Origin of the sequence: Cupriavidus nantongensis (assembly GCF_041726985.1) — a bacterium.
GTDB lineage: Bacteria > Pseudomonadota > Gammaproteobacteria > Burkholderiales > Burkholderiaceae > Cupriavidus > Cupriavidus nantongensis_A.
Genome location: NZ_CP168302.1, coordinates 525,802 through 540,312 on the forward strand (window position 1 = coordinate 525,802; position 14,511 = coordinate 540,312).

Sequence of the window (14,511 nt, forward strand, 5' to 3'; positions counted from 1 at the left end):
GCGTCCATAACCATTCCTTCCAGAGGACGCCGTCCACCACCAGAGGAGACAAGCATGACTAGCCCCAACGAACAGGCGATCCGCAAGGTCGCGCTGGCGTCCGTGATCGGCGCCACCATCGAGTGGTATGACTTCTTCCTGTACGGCGTGGTCGCCGGCCTGGTCTTCAACAAGCTCTACTTTCCGGGCGACGACCCGCTGGTGGCCACCATGCTGGCCTACACCACCTTTGCGGTGGGCTTTGTCACGCGGCCGCTTGGCGGCGTCATCTTCGGGCACTTCGGCGACAAGGTCGGGCGCAAGAGCATGCTGGTGATGACGCTGATGATCATGGGCGTCTCGACCTTCCTGATCGGGCTGGTGCCGACCTATGACAGCATCGGCATCCTGGCACCGGTGCTGTTGCTGCTGCTGCGCGTGCTGCAGGGCATCGGCCTGGGCGGCGAATGGGGCGGCGCGGTACTGATGGCGTACGAGTACGCGCCGGCGCACCGCAAGGGCTTCTACGCGTCGCTGCCGCAGATCGGACTGGCAATCGGCTTGTGCCTGGCCTCGGGCGTGGTCGCGCTGCTGTCGCTGACCCTGACGGATGCACAGTTCCTGGCGTGGGGCTGGCGCGTGGCGTTCCTGATCTCGGCCGCGATGGTGTTCGTCGGCATGTATATCCGGCTCAACGTGAAGGAAACGCCGGAATTTGCCGTGATCAAGCAGCGCAATGCCGAAACGCAGATTCCCTTTGTCGACATGATGCGGCGCTACCCCGGCAATATCGTCAAGGGCATGGGCGCGCGCTATATCGACGGCGTCTTCTTCAACATCTTCGGCGTGTTCTCGATCACCTACCTGACCCAGACCGTGAATATCAGCCGCACGCAGGCGCTGGTCGGGGTGATGGCGGCGGCGATCGCGATGTGCTTCTTCATCCCGTTCTTCGGCCACCTGTCTGACCGCATCGGCCGCACGCGGGTGTATTTCTGGGGTTCGCTGATCACGGCGCTGTCGGCCTTCCCGGCGTTCTGGCTGATGCTGAACAGCGGCGGCAACACCATGCTGCTGTGGCTGTCGATCGTGGTGCCGTTCGGCATTCTCTACGCCGCGGTGTACGGGCCGGAGGCGGCGCTGTTCTGCGAGCTGTTCGATGCCCGGGTGCGCTACACCGGGATCTCGTTCGTCTACCAGTTCTCGGGCATCTTCGCTTCCGGCATCACGCCCATCGTCGCCACGGCGCTGCTCAAGTCGGGCGGCGGACAACCGTGGCAGATCTGCGCCTACGTGGCGTTCGCGGGACTGGTGTCGGCGCTGTCGGTGGCGCTGATCGGACGGAACGCGGGCGCCGGGGCGCCGCGCGAAAGCGGCGTGCCGCTGCGCGGCCCGGCGCGCTGAGCGCAACGGTCGCGGCCGCCGTTGCGGCAGGCCGGCAATGTCTTAGAATGGCACCACGCTAATGACAGGGACATTGCATGCAACCTTCGGACGGCACCGGCACGACAGCCGCCCCGCTTCTGCCCAAGGTGGTGCGCCAGCGGCTGCACGACACCGTGGTCGACCACCTGCGCAACTTCATTGTCGAAGGCGTGCTGGCGCCCGGCATGAAGCTGAACGAGCGCGAACTGTGCGAAACGCTGGGGATCTCGCGCACGCCGCTGCGCGAGGCGCTCAAGGTGCTTGCCGCCGAAGGGCTGATCGAGATCTCGCCCAACCGCGGCGCCAGCGTCTCGCGCATGAGCGAGGCCGAGGCGTGGGAGGCCTTCGAGCTGATGAGCGGCCTGGAAGCCTTTGCCGGCGAGCTGGCATGCGAGCGCATCACCGCGCCGGAACTGGCCGAGATCAAGGCGCTGCATTACGCCATGCTGGCCTGCCATGCGCGCAACGACCTGCCCGGTTACTACAGCCGCAACCAGGAAATCCACGACCGCATCGCCGCGGCGGCGCGCAACCAGACCCTGCTGCAGACCTACCTGACGCTGAACCGGCGGCTCAAGGCGATGCGCTTCCGCTCCAACCACCAGACCGACAAGTGGGACCGCGCGGTGCACGACCACGAAGAAATGATCCGCGCGCTGGAGGCGCGCGACGGCAAGCGGCTGGCGTCCATCCTGCGCCAGCACCTGCTGGAAAAGCGCGCCGCGGTGATGCAGATCCACCCGGATCCGGCCAGCGCGCCTGCCGTGCCCAACGCCTGAGCGTCCCGCCCCGTCAGCGCCGTCAGCGCCGCGTCGCCAGGATGCGGTAGCCGCGGCTGCAATGCTCCTGCGCCGCGGCGCGGGCTTCATCCGGATCGTCGAACAAGCCGGCCTGGGCAATTCCCGGCACCAGCACGGCCTCGCCGGATTCCGCGCCGAGGAAGCGCCCGTCGCGCGACTGGACGATATACAGCACGTCCGCGCCAACCTCGCCCACCGGCTGGCGCCAGCCGGCCGGCTGGCCCAGGCGCCGCTGTCCGGGCACGCTGCCGCCGGCGCCGGCCTCCTGCTGTCCGTCGTCCGTGCCGCCCGCGCGGCGCGCCACCTGCAGGTTGTTGCGCACCTCGTTGACGCCCAGCACGTCTTCGGCCAGCTCTTCGATGCGGTACTTGATGCCGCGGTCGGCCACGGTGCCGGTCAGCGTGACGATGCCCGAGCCGACGTCGACGGTCACGTCCGAGACGTCGTCGTCGGCATGTGCCAGCCGTTCGCACAGGTCATCGCGGATGCGCGCGTCGGTGCGCTGGTAGTTCTTGGGCAGCCGGCGCGATGCCGTCCGCGCCGGGATGCCGGGACGGTACTGGTCTTCCGGGCCCTCGCCGGCTTCCGTGCCATAGCGCGCCTGCCCGTAGCCAAAGCCTGCGCCGCCCGGATTGCCGCTGCGCCAGTGATGTGCCTGGCGGGTATCGCCCGGCTCGCCATAGCCGCGGTTGCGCCACGTTTCCCTGATTTCCGACGGTGGATAGTCATTCATGGATTGCCTCCGATCTGAACGCGCGTGTTGCGCCATATCTGGCGCCGTGTCTGCTATCGGTAGCATCATCCATGCCTCGCAATCCGTCACCGCGGCGCGCGGCGGCTCGCGCGCGGCGGACCGCCCCGCCGGCGCGCACCGCGCAAGCGCGGCAACGATCGAAGTTTTTACACGGTGGCGCCGTGTGCGGGCCGGTCGAGGTAGCCGCCGACGATACGCAACAGCAGCGGCAACTTGCCGGTGAAGAAGTGATCCGCGCCCGGCACCACCACCACCGGCAGCGCCTGGGGCCGGGCCCAGTCGAACAGCGCGGCCAGTTGCGCGCGCTCGTCGCGCTCGCCATGGACTACCAGGCAATCGGCCGGCACGGCGGGCGTGTCATAGCTGCGATGGCCTTTCACCACGCCGTAGGGGGTGCCTGTCAGCACCAGGTGGCGGATCGGCACGGACTGCGCCGAGAGGGCCGCGGCTACGTGGGTCATGACGAAGGCACCGAAGGAAAACCCGGCCAGCGCCAGCGGCAGGCCGGGATGCGCCGCGCGCAGGTGGGCCACCACCGCCAGCATGTCCTGCGCCTCGCCGCGGCCCTGGTCATGGGCGCCGCCGGAGCCCTCCACGCCGCGGAAATTCGGCCGCACGGCCAGGTAGCCGCGCGCCACCAGCGCCTTGGCCAGCTGGTGCGGCACCTTGTGCGTGGCCGAACCGCCCAGCAATGGATGCGGATGGCCCACCACGGCAATGCCGCGCGGCTCGCCTTTCGGTCGGTCGACCAGCATTTCAATCGGCCCGGCGTCGCCGTCGAGCCTGGTCTTTTCGGTGCCTGACGCAAGCGCCATGCGTTCTCCAGAAGAGGTTGAGTGACTGAGCCAATGCGGCCCGGGCAGGGCCCGAAGCCCGTGATGTTACTGCGATGGCGGCGAGCATGCCGACGTGGGCCGCGTCGGCGGCGCGCACATGGATGCGTATCAATTTGTCACAGTGTGCCCGATCCGCCGCAGCATGCGGCGGTGTGGCGGATGGGCTTTTCTATAATTTCGCGAATCGCGGCGGGGCCGGTTGCACCGGTCCTGCCGCCCGCGGCCAAGCGCTGCGATGCACCTGCGTGGGCCGCATCGCGCCTTGCCACACCATGCGCCGAGAGGATCGCCAGCGAGCAGCGGTCCCCTCGCCTGATCATCGCCGGCGTTCCGGCCACCCCGCATCCGACGAGATTCCGCCATGAGCAACGTTTCACGGCTCGCACTGGGCCTTGCGCTCGCAGCGCTATGCCACCTGATGCCAGCCACCTTGCCCGCCGCGATCGCGGCGCCGGCATCCGAGGCCGCCTCCGCCACCGAGGCACAGCAGCCCCCCGCCCTCACGCACGCCGAAGCCACCGCCGAACTCAAGCGCCTGCAGACCGAGCAGGACCGCATCAAGCAGCAGGCCTCCGACCCCGACGGCACCATCAAGCTCGATGAGCTCGACCACGACCTGCACAAGCTCGATGCCGATGTCGACAAGCTGTCCGCCGCACTGGCGCCGCAGCGCGCCCAACTGCAGGCGCAGCTCGACGTGCTGGGCCCGCCGCCGTCGGACGGCATCACCAGGGAGGCTCCGGCGGTGGTGCGGCAGCGCGCCGAACTGAACGCGCGGCGCCTGCAGCTCGATGCGCAGCTCAAGCAGGCCGCCGAGAGCAAGGAAAACATCGCCAACCTGAGCGGTCAGATCGCCAGGCTGCAGCGCAGCCAGATGAAAGACCAGCTGGCGCTGCGCTCGGAAAGCATCCTGAACCCGCAGTTCTGGAAGCCGATGGTCAGCCCCGCCGCCGAGGACCGCGCGCGCATGGCCGCGTTTATGGACCAGGTAGAGCCGATGGTGCAGCTGGCGTGGCAGCCGTCGCAGCGCGCCGCCACCATCGCGCTGCTGCTGCTCGCGCTGGGCGTGTGGCTGCTGGGCAAGCGCCTGGCCGAACGCGCGCTGGCCTGGTTCTGCCTGAACAAGCTGCCGCCGACCCGGCTGCGGCGCAGTGCGCTGGCGCTGGCCACCACCATCGCGACGGTGGCGACCACGGGGCTGGCGGTGCAGATCGTCTACAACGCCTTCACCCGCAACTATGAACTGCCGCCGGACCTGATGACGCTGTACGGCGGGCTGGTCAAGCTGACCCTGACCAGCGCGCTGATCGCCGGCCTCGGGCGCGCGCTGCTGTGCACGCGGCATCCGTCGTGGCGGCTGCCCGCGCTGGCCGATCCCGTGGCGCGGGCGATGAAGCCGTTCCCCGCGGTGCTGGCCGGGCTGTTGCTGCTGGCCGGCACGCTGGAACAGCTCAACCGCATTGCCGATACCAGCGTGCAGGTCACGCTGCTGGGGCGCGGGCTGGTCTCGCTGGTGGTGGTGCTGACCATCGGCGCGGCGCTGCTGCGCGCCAACCGCGTGCGCAACGAGCTGGCCGCGGCCGGCGAGCAGCCCGAGGCGCGCGCCACGCTGGCGGGCATGATCCACGCCGGCGTCACGCTGATCGTGATCGTGTCGATGGTGGCGCTGCTGGCGGGCTATATCAGCTTTGCGCGCTTCCTGACCTATGAGCTGGTCTGGTTCGACATCGTGCTGTGCAGCCTGTACCTGCTGACCCAGGTCACGCGCGACCTGTTCGAAAGCCTGTTCTCGACCCAGCACGCCAGCGGCCAGGTGATCAAGCAGCTGTTCGGCGTCGACGATGCGCGCCTGGAGCAAGCCGCCACCATCCTGTCCGGCATCGGCGCCAGCCTGTTGCTGCTGCTGGCGGTGGTGGCGCTGCTGACGGGGGGCTTCGGCACCACGCCCGCGGACCTGGTCAACAGCCTGGTCACCGTGCTGGGCGGTGAAAAGCTGCGCAGCCTGAACATCATGCCCGAGCGCATCCTCAATGCGCTGGTCGCGCTGGGCGTCGGCATCTGGCTGTTGCGCACGGTGCGGCGCTGGCTCGATGCGGAGCTGCTGCCCAAGCTGTGCATGGAGCCCGGGCTGCGCGCGTCGCTGATCACGCTGTTCAGCAATGTCGGCTACGTGCTGCTGGTGCTGCTGACGCTGTCGCTGCTGGGCGTGCGCTGGGACAACCTGGCGTGGATCGTCAGCGCGCTGTCGGTCGGCATCGGCTTCGGCCTGCAGGAGATCGTGAAGAACTTCGTCTCGGGGCTGATCCTGCTGACCGAGCGCCCGGTCAAGGTGGGCGACATGGTCAGCATCGCCGGCGTCGAGGGCGACATCCGCCGCATCAACGTGCGCGCCACCGAGATCCAGCTGGGCGACCGCTCCACGGTGATCGTGCCCAACTCGCAGCTGATCTCGCAGAACCTGCGCAACGTCACCATGAGCAACAGCACCCAGGGGGTGGCCTCGCTGCAGCTCACCTTCCCGCTGAACACCGACCCCGAGCAACTGCGCGACCTGCTGCTCGACGTCTACCGCGAGAACGAAAGCATCCTCGACGTACCGGCCCCGTCGGTGATGTTCAGCCAGCTGGCGCCCAACGGCATCACGCTGTCGGTGACCGGCTATGTCGGCAGCCCGCGCATCGCCGCGAATACGCGCAGCGACCTGCTGTTCGAGATCCTCAAGCGGCTGCGCGCCGCCGGCATCTCGCTGTCGGTGCCGCAGTCGCTGCGGCTGGAGAACATGCCGCCGTTCGGACCGGAACCGGAGCGCGCGCTGGCGACCGGCTGATCGCCGGTGGCAGGCTGGCTCAGAGAGAGGGCGCCGGCCTGAGGCAGTCGATGCCGGCGGCGTCGCTTTCTACATTCTCTTGGAAAGATTATTTGTTTTGATATATTCTCCACACGAGAATATCCAAACGACGTCTTTCCCGCCGCCCGACCGCCGATGGAACTGGCTGAACTCGAAATCTTCCGCGCCGTAGCCACCGAGCAAAGCATCACCCGCGCCGCTCGCCTGCTGGACCGGGTGCAGTCCAACGTCACCACGCGCGTCAAGCAACTGGAAGAAGCGCTGGGCGTGGCGCTGTTCCAGCGCGACAGCAAGCGCATGCTGCTGACGCCCGAGGGGCACCGGCTGCTTGCCTATGCCAACCAGATGCTGGCGCTGGCCGAAGAAGCGCGGCAGTCGGTGCAGGGCGCCGCGCCGTCGGGCCGCCTGCGCATCGGCACCATGGAAAGCGCCGCCGCCAACCGCCTGCCGATGCCGCTGGCGCGCTTCCACGCGGCCTGGCCCGGCGTGGAAATCGAGATCCGCACCGGCACCACGCGCGCGCTGGTCGATGCCGTGCTCGACCACCGGCTCGATTGCGCCGTGGTCGCGCACCCGGGCGACGGGCCGGCGCGCGCGGCCGACATGGACGAACTGGCCCCCGGCCTGGAAGGCACCTACCTGTTCACCGAGCACCTGCAACTGGTGCTGCCGGCCAGCCATCCAAAGGTGCGCGGGCCGCAGGACGTCGCGTTGCGCCGCCTGGCCGCCTTCCCGAAGGGCTGCACCTACCGCCAGTGCGCCGAAGCCTGGCTGGCGCAGGGCAGCGACGACATGCGCCAGCGCCTGGCCATCACCGAGATGCCGTCGTACCACGCCATGCTGGCCTGCGTTAGCGCCGGCACCGCGATGGCGATCTTGCCCCGCTCGCTGCTGGCGCTGCACCGCGACGCGGTCGACGTGCAGACCGTGCCGGTGCGCGCGGTGCACACCTATCTCGTCAAGCGTGCCGGCTATGCCACGCACGCCTGCGACGCCTTCGTGCGCGAACTGCGCGACGGCTGACCCTGCCGCCCCCTCGCTGTACCAGCGTCGCACCATCGCCATCGACCCTGCCAAGGAGCGCAAATTGACCCACTCCACTTCCCCCGCTGACCGGCTGCCCTTGTTGCGCAGGCTCGGCATCCGCACCCCGATCATCCAGGCACCCATGGCCGGTGTGAGCACGCCCGCTCTCGCCGCCGCCGTCACCAATGCCGGCGGGCTGGGCTCGCTCGGCGTGGGCGCCATGGATGCCGAGGCAGCGCGCAAGGCCATCCGCGAGACCCGTGCGCTGACCAGCGGACCGTTCAACGTCAATGTGTTCTGTCATGCGCCGGCTGTTGCCGATGCCGCGCGCGAGCAGGCGTGGCTGGCCTACCTCGCGCCGCGCTTTGCCGAATTCGGTGCGACCCCGCCGGCGACGCTGCGCGAGATCTACCGCAGCTACGTCACCGACGACGCCATGCATGCGATGCTGCTGGAAGAACGCCCGGCCGTGGTCAGCTTCCATTTCGGGCTGCCCGATGCGGGCCGGATTCGCGCGCTGCGCGATGCCGGCATCGTGCTGCTGGCCAGCGCCACCTCGCTCGGCGAGGCGCGCGCGATCGAGGCGGCGGGCATCGACGCGATCGTCGCGCAGGGCATCGAGGCCGGTGGCCATCGCGGCGTGTTCGACCCGTCCGCCGTCGACGAGGGAATGGGCACCTTTGCGTTGGTGCGCGTGCTGTCGACGCAGACACGCCTGCCGGTGATCGCCGCGGGCGGCATCATGGACGGTGCCGGCATCGCCGCGGCACTGGCGCTCGGCGCGCAAGCCGCGCAACTCGGCACCGCGTTTATCGCCTGCCCCGAGACGATGGCCGACGGTCCCTACCGCGAGGCGCTGCTGCAGGCACGCAAGCCGACCGTGCTGACGCGGGCCATTTCCGGCCGCCATGCCCGCGGCCTGGCCAACCGCTTCACCGAGCTGGGTGCGGCAGCCGGCGCGCCCGCCACGCCCGACTATCCCACCGCCTACGATGCCGGCAAGGCCCTGCACGCCGCCGCCAAGGCGCACGGCAGCGCCGACTTTGCCGCGCAGTGGGCCGGCCAGGCGGTGCCGCTGGCCCGGGCACTGCCGGCGGCGGAACTGGTCGCGGTGCTGGCCCGCGAACTCGCCGCCAGCGCGCGCGGGCTGGGGACGCTGACCGAAACGCTCGGATAAGCGGTTTCGGACACGGCCGTTTTACCGGGTCTTACACCGCATTAAAAAAGGCAGGTCTTAAAAGCCGCAGTTACAAAGCTAACAAGTCGACCCGGGGCCCGAAACACCTTGATCGCCGCTTTGCGTCCATCATTCAGGAACACAAGCTGTGCATGACAAGGAGTTCGAAATGCGCCCCTCCACCCGCATCGTCGCCGCGGCGGTCCTGGCCGCGACCCTGGTAGCCGCCGGTTCCGCCTCGGCGCGCGGCCGGCACCACCACCACGGCGGCTCCAACGCCGGCGCGGTGCTGGCGGTCGGCGCGCTGGCGGGCCTGGCGCTGGGCGCCATGCTGGCCTCGGGACCGGTGGTGGCGGCACCGGTCGCGCCGCCGCCCGTCACCTACGCCCCCGCGCCGGTCTCGTACGCGGCGCCGGCGGTGCCCCCAGGCTATTGCTACCGCGACTACGACCGCGCCTACGTGCCGTGCGGCCCGCAGCCTTCCGGCTACTACCGCGAGGCGCCGTACTACGGCTACTGAGGCCTGCCGCCATGCCGGTCGACCGCGACTATTTCGACGGCCTGTACGGCCGCAATGAGGACCCGTGGGGCATAGGCACGCGCTGGTACGAAGCGCGCAAGCGCGCCCTGCTGCTGGCCACGCTGCCGCGCGAGCGCTTCGCCCGCGCCTTCGAGCCCGGCTGCGGCGGCGGCCACCTGAGCGTGGCGCTGGCACCGCGCTGCGACGCGCTGGTGGCAATGGAACTGGCCGAAAGCGCCGCCGAGCAGGCGCGGCAACGACTCGCGCCGTTCCCGCACGCACGCGTGCTGACCGGCGAACTGCCGCAGCAGTGGCCCGACGGCAGCTTCGACCTGATGGTGTTTTCCGAACTGGGCTACTACTTTCCCAAGCCCGACTGGCACGAGGTCGCCGCCATGGCCGCGCGCGCGCTGGCCGACGACGGCGTCATCGTCGCCTGCCATTTTCGGCATCCGTTCGCCGAGCAGCAGATCACCGCGCAGGCGGTGCATGAAGCCATCGGCGCGCAGCGCGGGCTGTACCGGCATATCCGGCACGAGGAGCCGGATTTCGTGCTGGAGCTGTGGACAAGGCAGCTGGAGATGCGGCTGGCGTAGATTCACCACGGAAAAGAAAAACGCCCCATGCAAGCAGCGACTTGCATGGGGCGTTGTCTTTGGAGCAATTGCCAGGCACGCCGGTTCTTGATCGACCGCTTGGGTACTCCCTCTCCCGCTTGCGGGAGAGGGTTGGGGAGAGGGCCGGTGTATCGACGAAGTGATGCGCGTCGGTATGCCAGTGCCTGCCCTCTCCCCCGGCCCCTCTCCCGCAGGCGGGAGAGGGGAGCAAATCAGCGGGCCGGTTAGGCCAGCGAGCTCGTCTTACACCGGCACATCCCGAGTCGGGTCCGGCTTCCGATCATCAAACCACCGATACAGCGTCGGCACCATCACCAGCGTCAGCAGCGTCGACGTAATCAGCCCGCCGATCACCACCACCGCCAGCGGCCGCTGCACCTCCGAGCCGGGCCCTGTCGAGAACAGGAACGGCACCAGGCCCAGCATGGCGATGGTCGCGGTCATCATCACCGGGCGGAAACGCTGGGTCGCGCCCTGCACCACCGCTTCATCGAGCGACAGGCCCGAATCGCGCAGCGTGCGGATATACGAAACCAGCACCACCCCGTTCAGCACCGCCATGCCCCACAGCGCGATAAAGCCCACCGACGCCGGCACCGACAGGTATTCGCCGGTGACGAACAGCCCGATGATGCCGCCGATCGACGCGAACGGCAGCACCGTGATGATCAGCGTGGCGAAGCGCAGCGAGTTGAACAGCAGGAACAGCAGGAAGAAGATCGCGGCGATGGTGACCGGCACGATGATCTTCAGGTGGCCCATGGCGCGTTCCATGTTCTGGAACTGGCCACCCCACTCGAGGTAGTAGCCTTCGGGCAGCTTCACCTTGGATTCAGCAGCCTGCTGCAGCTCGGCGACGAAGCCGCCGAGATCGCGGTCCTTCACGTTGATCATCACCACCACGCGGCGCTTGGCCATTTCGCGGCTGATCTGCGCCGGGCCGTCGTTGACTTCGATCTTGGCCACGCTCTGCAGCGGCACCTGCGTACCGTCCGGCGTGTTCACCAGCAGCTGGCGGATCGACTGCACGTTGTTGCGGAACTCATCCGGCAGGCGCACGGCCGCCGCAAAGCGGCGCTCGCCTTCGAAGATATCCGTGGCGCGCTTGCCGCCGATGGCGATCTCGATCACGTCATGGATGTCCGACACGTTGAGCCCATAGCGCGCGATCGCCTGGCGGTCGATCTCGATCGACAGGTACTGCTGGCCCGACACGCGCTCGATGCGGATATCCTGCGAGCCCTGGATGCCGCCTGCGACGCGGGCGATCTCGCCCGCCAGCTCGCGCAGCTTGTCGAGGTCATCGCCGAACACCTTCACCGCCACGTCGGAACGCACGCCGCTGACCATTTCGTCGACGCGGTCCGAGATCGGCTGCGCCATCACGATCTGCACGCCCGGAATGGCCTTGAGCTTTTCGCGGATGGCGTTGGCGATATCGTCCTGGGTCCAGCCGTCGGGCCACTCGTCGCGGTCCTTCAGGCTGGCGATCGGGGTCGATTCGTTCTGGCCCTGCGGGTCGGCCGGGCTTTCGCCGCGGCCCACGCCCGACACCACCGACTTCACGCCCGGCACGCCCAGCACCAGCTTGTTGGCTTCCTTCTCCAGCTTGATCGACTCCTCCAGCGAGATGTTGGGCACGCGGTCGATCGCGGGCACGATCGAGCCTTCCTTCATCTCCGGGATAAACGAGGTACCGAGCAGCGGCACGATCAGCAGCGTGGCGACGAAAGCGGCAACGGCGCTGAGCACGGTCTTGCGGCTGTTCCCCAGCGCCCAGTGCAGCAGGCGCAGGTAATGGCGCTTCATGAAGGCGATCAGGAAGGTGTCATGCTCGGCACCGCCCTTGAGCAGGTACGACGACAGCACCGGCGACAGCGTCAGCGACAGGAACAGCGAGATCGCCAGCGCAATCGAGATGGTGAACGCCAGCGGCGCGAACATCTTGCCTTCCATGCCCGACAGCGTCATCAGCGGCAGGAACACCAGGATGATGATGCCCACGCCGACGATCACTGGCGTGGCCACCTCCTGCACCGCCTTGACCAGGATCTCGGTCTTGGTCAGTCCAGGCTCCTTGTGGCCGAGCCGCTCGAACGCGTTCTCGACCACCACCACCGAGCCGTCGACCATCAGGCCGATGGCGATCGCCAGCCCCCCCAGTGACATCAGGTTGGCCGACAGCCCCGCCTCGTTCATCACCATGAAGGTCAGCAATGGCGTCAGCACCAGCGTGGCCAGCACGATGACCGACGAACGCACGTCGCCCAGGAACAGGAACAGCACGATCACCACCAGCACCACGCCCTCGAGCAGCACCTTGGTCACGGTCCACAGCGCCGCGTCGACCAGTTCGCTGCGGTCGTAGTACGGCACGATCTGCAGCTTGCCCGGCAGCATGCCCCGCTCGTTGATCTCGGCCACGCGGGCCTTGACGCGGCTGACCACCTCCTTGGCATTGCCGCCGCGCATCATCATGACGATGCCGCCGACCGCCTCGGTCTGGCCGTTCTTGACCAGCGCGCCCTGCCGCACCTCATGGCCGATGGTGACGTTGGCCACGTCGCGCAGGTAGACCGGCGTGCCGTCGACTTCCTTCAGCACAATGCTGCCGAGGTCCTCGACGCCCTTGGCCAGGCCGACGCCGCGGATCAGGTACTGCTCGGCGTAGTGCGGCAGCACGCCGCCGCCGGAGTTGGCATTGTTGCGCGCCAGCGCCTCGTAGACCTGCTGGATCGACACGCCGTAATGGCGCATGCGCTCCGGGTTGACCAGCGCCTGGTACTGGCGCACGTAGCCGCCTTGCGAGTTGATCTCGGCCACGCCGGGAATCGAGCGCAGCAGCGGACGCACCACCCAGTCCTGGGCGATGCGGCGCTCGGCCAGCTCTTCCTGGGTCAGTTCGCGGTTGCCGTCGTCGGCGCGGTCCAGCGTGTACTGGTAGACCTCGCCCAGGCCGGTCGAGACCGGCCCCAGCACGGGCGTGACGCCCTCGGGCATGCGCCCGCCCACTTCGATCAGGCGCTCCATCACCAGCTGGCGCGCGAAGTACACGTCGGTGGCATCGGTGAACACCAGCGTAATCAGCGACAGGCCCGCCTTGTTCAGCGAACGCATCTCTTCCAGCCCGGGCAGGCCGGTCATGGCCATCTCCACCGGCACGGTGACAAAGCGCTCCACTTCCTCGGGCGAACGGCCCGCGGCTTCGGTGGCGATCTGCACCTGCACGTTGGTCACATCCGGGAACGCATCCACCGACAGCTTGGTGGCAGCGCGCAGGCCGAAGAAGAACAGCACCACGGCGAGGACGCACACCACCAGCCGCTGTTTGATGGCGGCTTCGACTAGGGATTTCATCATGGCCGGTTACCCTTGTTCGAGGCGCTTGCGCTCATTGTCCAGGTGGAAGGCGCCTTCGACCACGATGCGGTCGCCGGCCTTCACGCCGTTCTGGACCACGCGCATGCCATCGCTCTCGGCGCCCAGCTTGACGCGGGTCAGGCGGTACTTGTTGCCCGGCATCTCGACATAGACCAGCTCGTCGTTGCCATCACGCACCACCGCCGAGGCCGGAATCACCAGCTGGTCGACCGGCTTGCCGGCAATCAGCATGCTCGCCAGCATGGCGGGCTTGAGCCGGCCCTCGCGGTTCTCCAGCTCGGTGCGGACCAGCACCGTGCGCGACTGCGGGCTGACCGTGCGGCCCACGTAGATGAGCTTGCCGGTGATGGTCTGGCGCCCGGCGCCATTGGCCAGCGACGGCACCTCGATCTCCACGCTCTGGCCTTCGGCCACCTGCGCGGCCTGCTGCTCGGGCACCTCGGCCACCACCCAGACGCGCGACAAGTCGGCCACGGTGTAGAGCGCGTCGGCGGGCTGCACCACCTGGCCCTGCGCCACGTTGCGCTCGACCACGGTGCCGCTGATGCTGGAATACACCGGCGAGTGCGAGTTGATGCTGCCGCTCTTGGCCAGCTGGGCGATCGAGCTTGCCGACATGCCCAGCACGCGCAATTGGTCGCGATAGGCGCGCATCTCGGCCGAGGCGATCGCCAGTTCGCTCTCGCGGCGCTGCAGTTCGCCGCGGCCGATCACGTCGGCGGCAAACAGCTGGCGCGCGCGCTCGGCGTTGCGGCCCTGCAGCTCGGTCTGCGCCTCGCTCTTCAGGAACGCCATCTGCGCCGCGCCCAGCTCGCTGCTGTGCAGGCGCGCCAGCACCTGGCCGGCCTTCACTTCCTGGCCCAGCGTGGCATAGAGGTCGGTGACGCGGCCGGTCACGCTGGCACCGATGCGCGACACGCGCTGTTCGTCGAAATCGACGCGGCCGGCCACGCGCAGCATCTCGCTGAACGGGGAGGTGGCCACCGGGGCCACCTTCAGGCCCTTCTGCAGGTTGCCCTCGGGCTGGATCACGCCGGGCGGGAGCTTGGGCGCTTCGGCCACCGGCTCAGGTTTGTCGGAACAGGCCGCCAGGCTGAACGTCAGGACGGCGGCGGCCGTCAGCGAAAGCAGGAAATTGGGACGCATGG

At 68.5% G+C, this 14,511-nt stretch carries 11 protein-coding genes; 7 read left to right on the plus strand and 4 right to left on the minus strand.

Features of this window, described 5'->3' with window-relative positions; translation table 11 throughout:
* Positions 1-54: 54 nt before the first annotated feature.
* Together ACEI37_RS02150 and ACEI37_RS02155 are read left to right on the plus strand one after the other, a co-directional pair.
* Complete coding sequence (locus ACEI37_RS02150) at positions 55-1,383, plus strand: MFS transporter (protein ID WP_373377110.1); 1,329 nt, start codon at positions 55-57, stop codon at positions 1,381-1,383.
* A 77-nt stretch (positions 1,384-1,460) separates the two neighbouring features.
* The gene (locus tag ACEI37_RS02155; RefSeq protein WP_111517184.1) at positions 1,461-2,183 is read left to right on the plus strand and encodes a GntR family transcriptional regulator; all 723 of its coding nucleotides are present in this window, start codon (positions 1,461-1,463) and stop codon (positions 2,181-2,183) included.
* Positions 2,184-2,205: 22 nt separating this feature from the next.
* Here ACEI37_RS02155 and ACEI37_RS02160 read toward each other — a convergent pair whose 3' ends face one another.
* Complete coding sequence (locus tag ACEI37_RS02160) at positions 2,206-2,937, minus strand: BON domain-containing protein (protein WP_373377111.1); 732 nt, start codon at positions 2,935-2,937, stop codon at positions 2,206-2,208.
* A 167-nt stretch (positions 2,938-3,104) separates the two neighbouring features.
* Positions 3,105-3,773, minus strand: coding sequence for an alpha/beta hydrolase (locus ACEI37_RS02165; protein ID WP_373377112.1), 669 nt, complete (start codon positions 3,771-3,773; stop codon positions 3,105-3,107).
* A 382-nt stretch (positions 3,774-4,155) separates the two neighbouring features.
* Here ACEI37_RS02165 and ACEI37_RS02170 point away from each other — a divergent pair, with 382 nt between their 5' ends.
* The 5 genes from ACEI37_RS02170 (at position 4,156) to ACEI37_RS02190 (ending at position 9,961) form a co-directional block, all read left to right on the plus strand.
* Positions 4,156-6,621 carry a DUF3772 domain-containing protein gene (locus ACEI37_RS02170; protein ID WP_373377113.1) on the plus strand — a complete coding sequence of 822 codons (2,466 nt, stop codon included), beginning with the start codon at positions 4,156-4,158 and terminating at the stop codon, positions 6,619-6,621.
* A gap of 156 nt (positions 6,622-6,777) precedes the next feature.
* A complete protein-coding gene (locus tag ACEI37_RS02175) occupies positions 6,778-7,665 on the plus strand; it encodes a LysR family transcriptional regulator (protein ID WP_373377114.1) in 888 nt (295 codons plus the stop codon).
* 64 nt (positions 7,666-7,729) lie between these two features.
* Complete coding sequence (locus ACEI37_RS02180) at positions 7,730-8,845, plus strand: NAD(P)H-dependent flavin oxidoreductase (protein WP_373377115.1); 1,116 nt, start codon at positions 7,730-7,732, stop codon at positions 8,843-8,845.
* A 169-nt stretch (positions 8,846-9,014) separates the two neighbouring features.
* Positions 9,015-9,365 (plus strand): hypothetical protein, encoded by a 351-nt coding sequence (locus ACEI37_RS02185; protein WP_062804128.1) that lies wholly within the window; start codon positions 9,015-9,017, stop codon positions 9,363-9,365.
* Between the two features lie 11 nt (positions 9,366-9,376).
* Positions 9,377-9,961, plus strand: a complete 585-nt coding sequence (locus ACEI37_RS02190; protein WP_373377116.1) for a class I SAM-dependent methyltransferase — start codon at positions 9,377-9,379, stop codon at positions 9,959-9,961.
* A 264-nt stretch (positions 9,962-10,225) separates the two neighbouring features.
* Here ACEI37_RS02190 and ACEI37_RS02195 read toward each other — a convergent pair whose 3' ends face one another.
* Complete coding sequence (locus ACEI37_RS02195; protein ID WP_373377117.1) at positions 10,226-13,342, minus strand: efflux RND transporter permease subunit; 3,117 nt, start codon at positions 13,340-13,342, stop codon at positions 10,226-10,228.
* Positions 13,343-13,348: 6 nt separating this feature from the next.
* On the minus strand, positions 13,349-14,509 hold the full coding sequence (locus tag ACEI37_RS02200) for an efflux RND transporter periplasmic adaptor subunit (RefSeq protein WP_373377118.1): 1,161 nt from the start codon (positions 14,507-14,509) through the stop codon (positions 13,349-13,351).
* Between the last annotated feature and the right edge of the window lie 2 nt (positions 14,510-14,511).

Excerpts from the sequence above, each read along its gene's own strand:
- ACEI37_RS02150 (WP_373377110.1), top strand. The coding sequence starts at position 55 with ATGACTAGCCCCAACGAACAGGCGATCCGCAAGGTCGCGCTGGCGTCC.
- ACEI37_RS02155 (WP_111517184.1), top strand. The coding sequence starts at position 1,461 with ATGCAACCTTCGGACGGCACCGGCACGACAGCCGCCCCGCTTCTGCCC.
- ACEI37_RS02160 (WP_373377111.1), bottom strand. The coding sequence starts at position 2,937 with ATGAATGACTATCCACCGTCGGAAATCAGGGAAACGTGGCGCAACCGC.
- ACEI37_RS02165 (WP_373377112.1), bottom strand. The coding sequence starts at position 3,773 with ATGGCGCTTGCGTCAGGCACCGAAAAGACCAGGCTCGACGGCGACGCC.
- ACEI37_RS02170 (WP_373377113.1), top strand. The coding sequence starts at position 4,156 with ATGAGCAACGTTTCACGGCTCGCACTGGGCCTTGCGCTCGCAGCGCTA.
- ACEI37_RS02175 (WP_373377114.1), top strand. The coding sequence starts at position 6,778 with ATGGAACTGGCTGAACTCGAAATCTTCCGCGCCGTAGCCACCGAGCAA.
- ACEI37_RS02185 (WP_062804128.1), top strand. The coding sequence starts at position 9,015 with ATGCGCCCCTCCACCCGCATCGTCGCCGCGGCGGTCCTGGCCGCGACC.
- ACEI37_RS02190 (WP_373377116.1), top strand. The coding sequence starts at position 9,377 with ATGCCGGTCGACCGCGACTATTTCGACGGCCTGTACGGCCGCAATGAG.
- ACEI37_RS02195 (WP_373377117.1), bottom strand. The coding sequence starts at position 13,342 with ATGATGAAATCCCTAGTCGAAGCCGCCATCAAACAGCGGCTGGTGGTG.
- ACEI37_RS02200 (WP_373377118.1), bottom strand. The coding sequence starts at position 14,509 with ATGCGTCCCAATTTCCTGCTTTCGCTGACGGCCGCCGCCGTCCTGACG.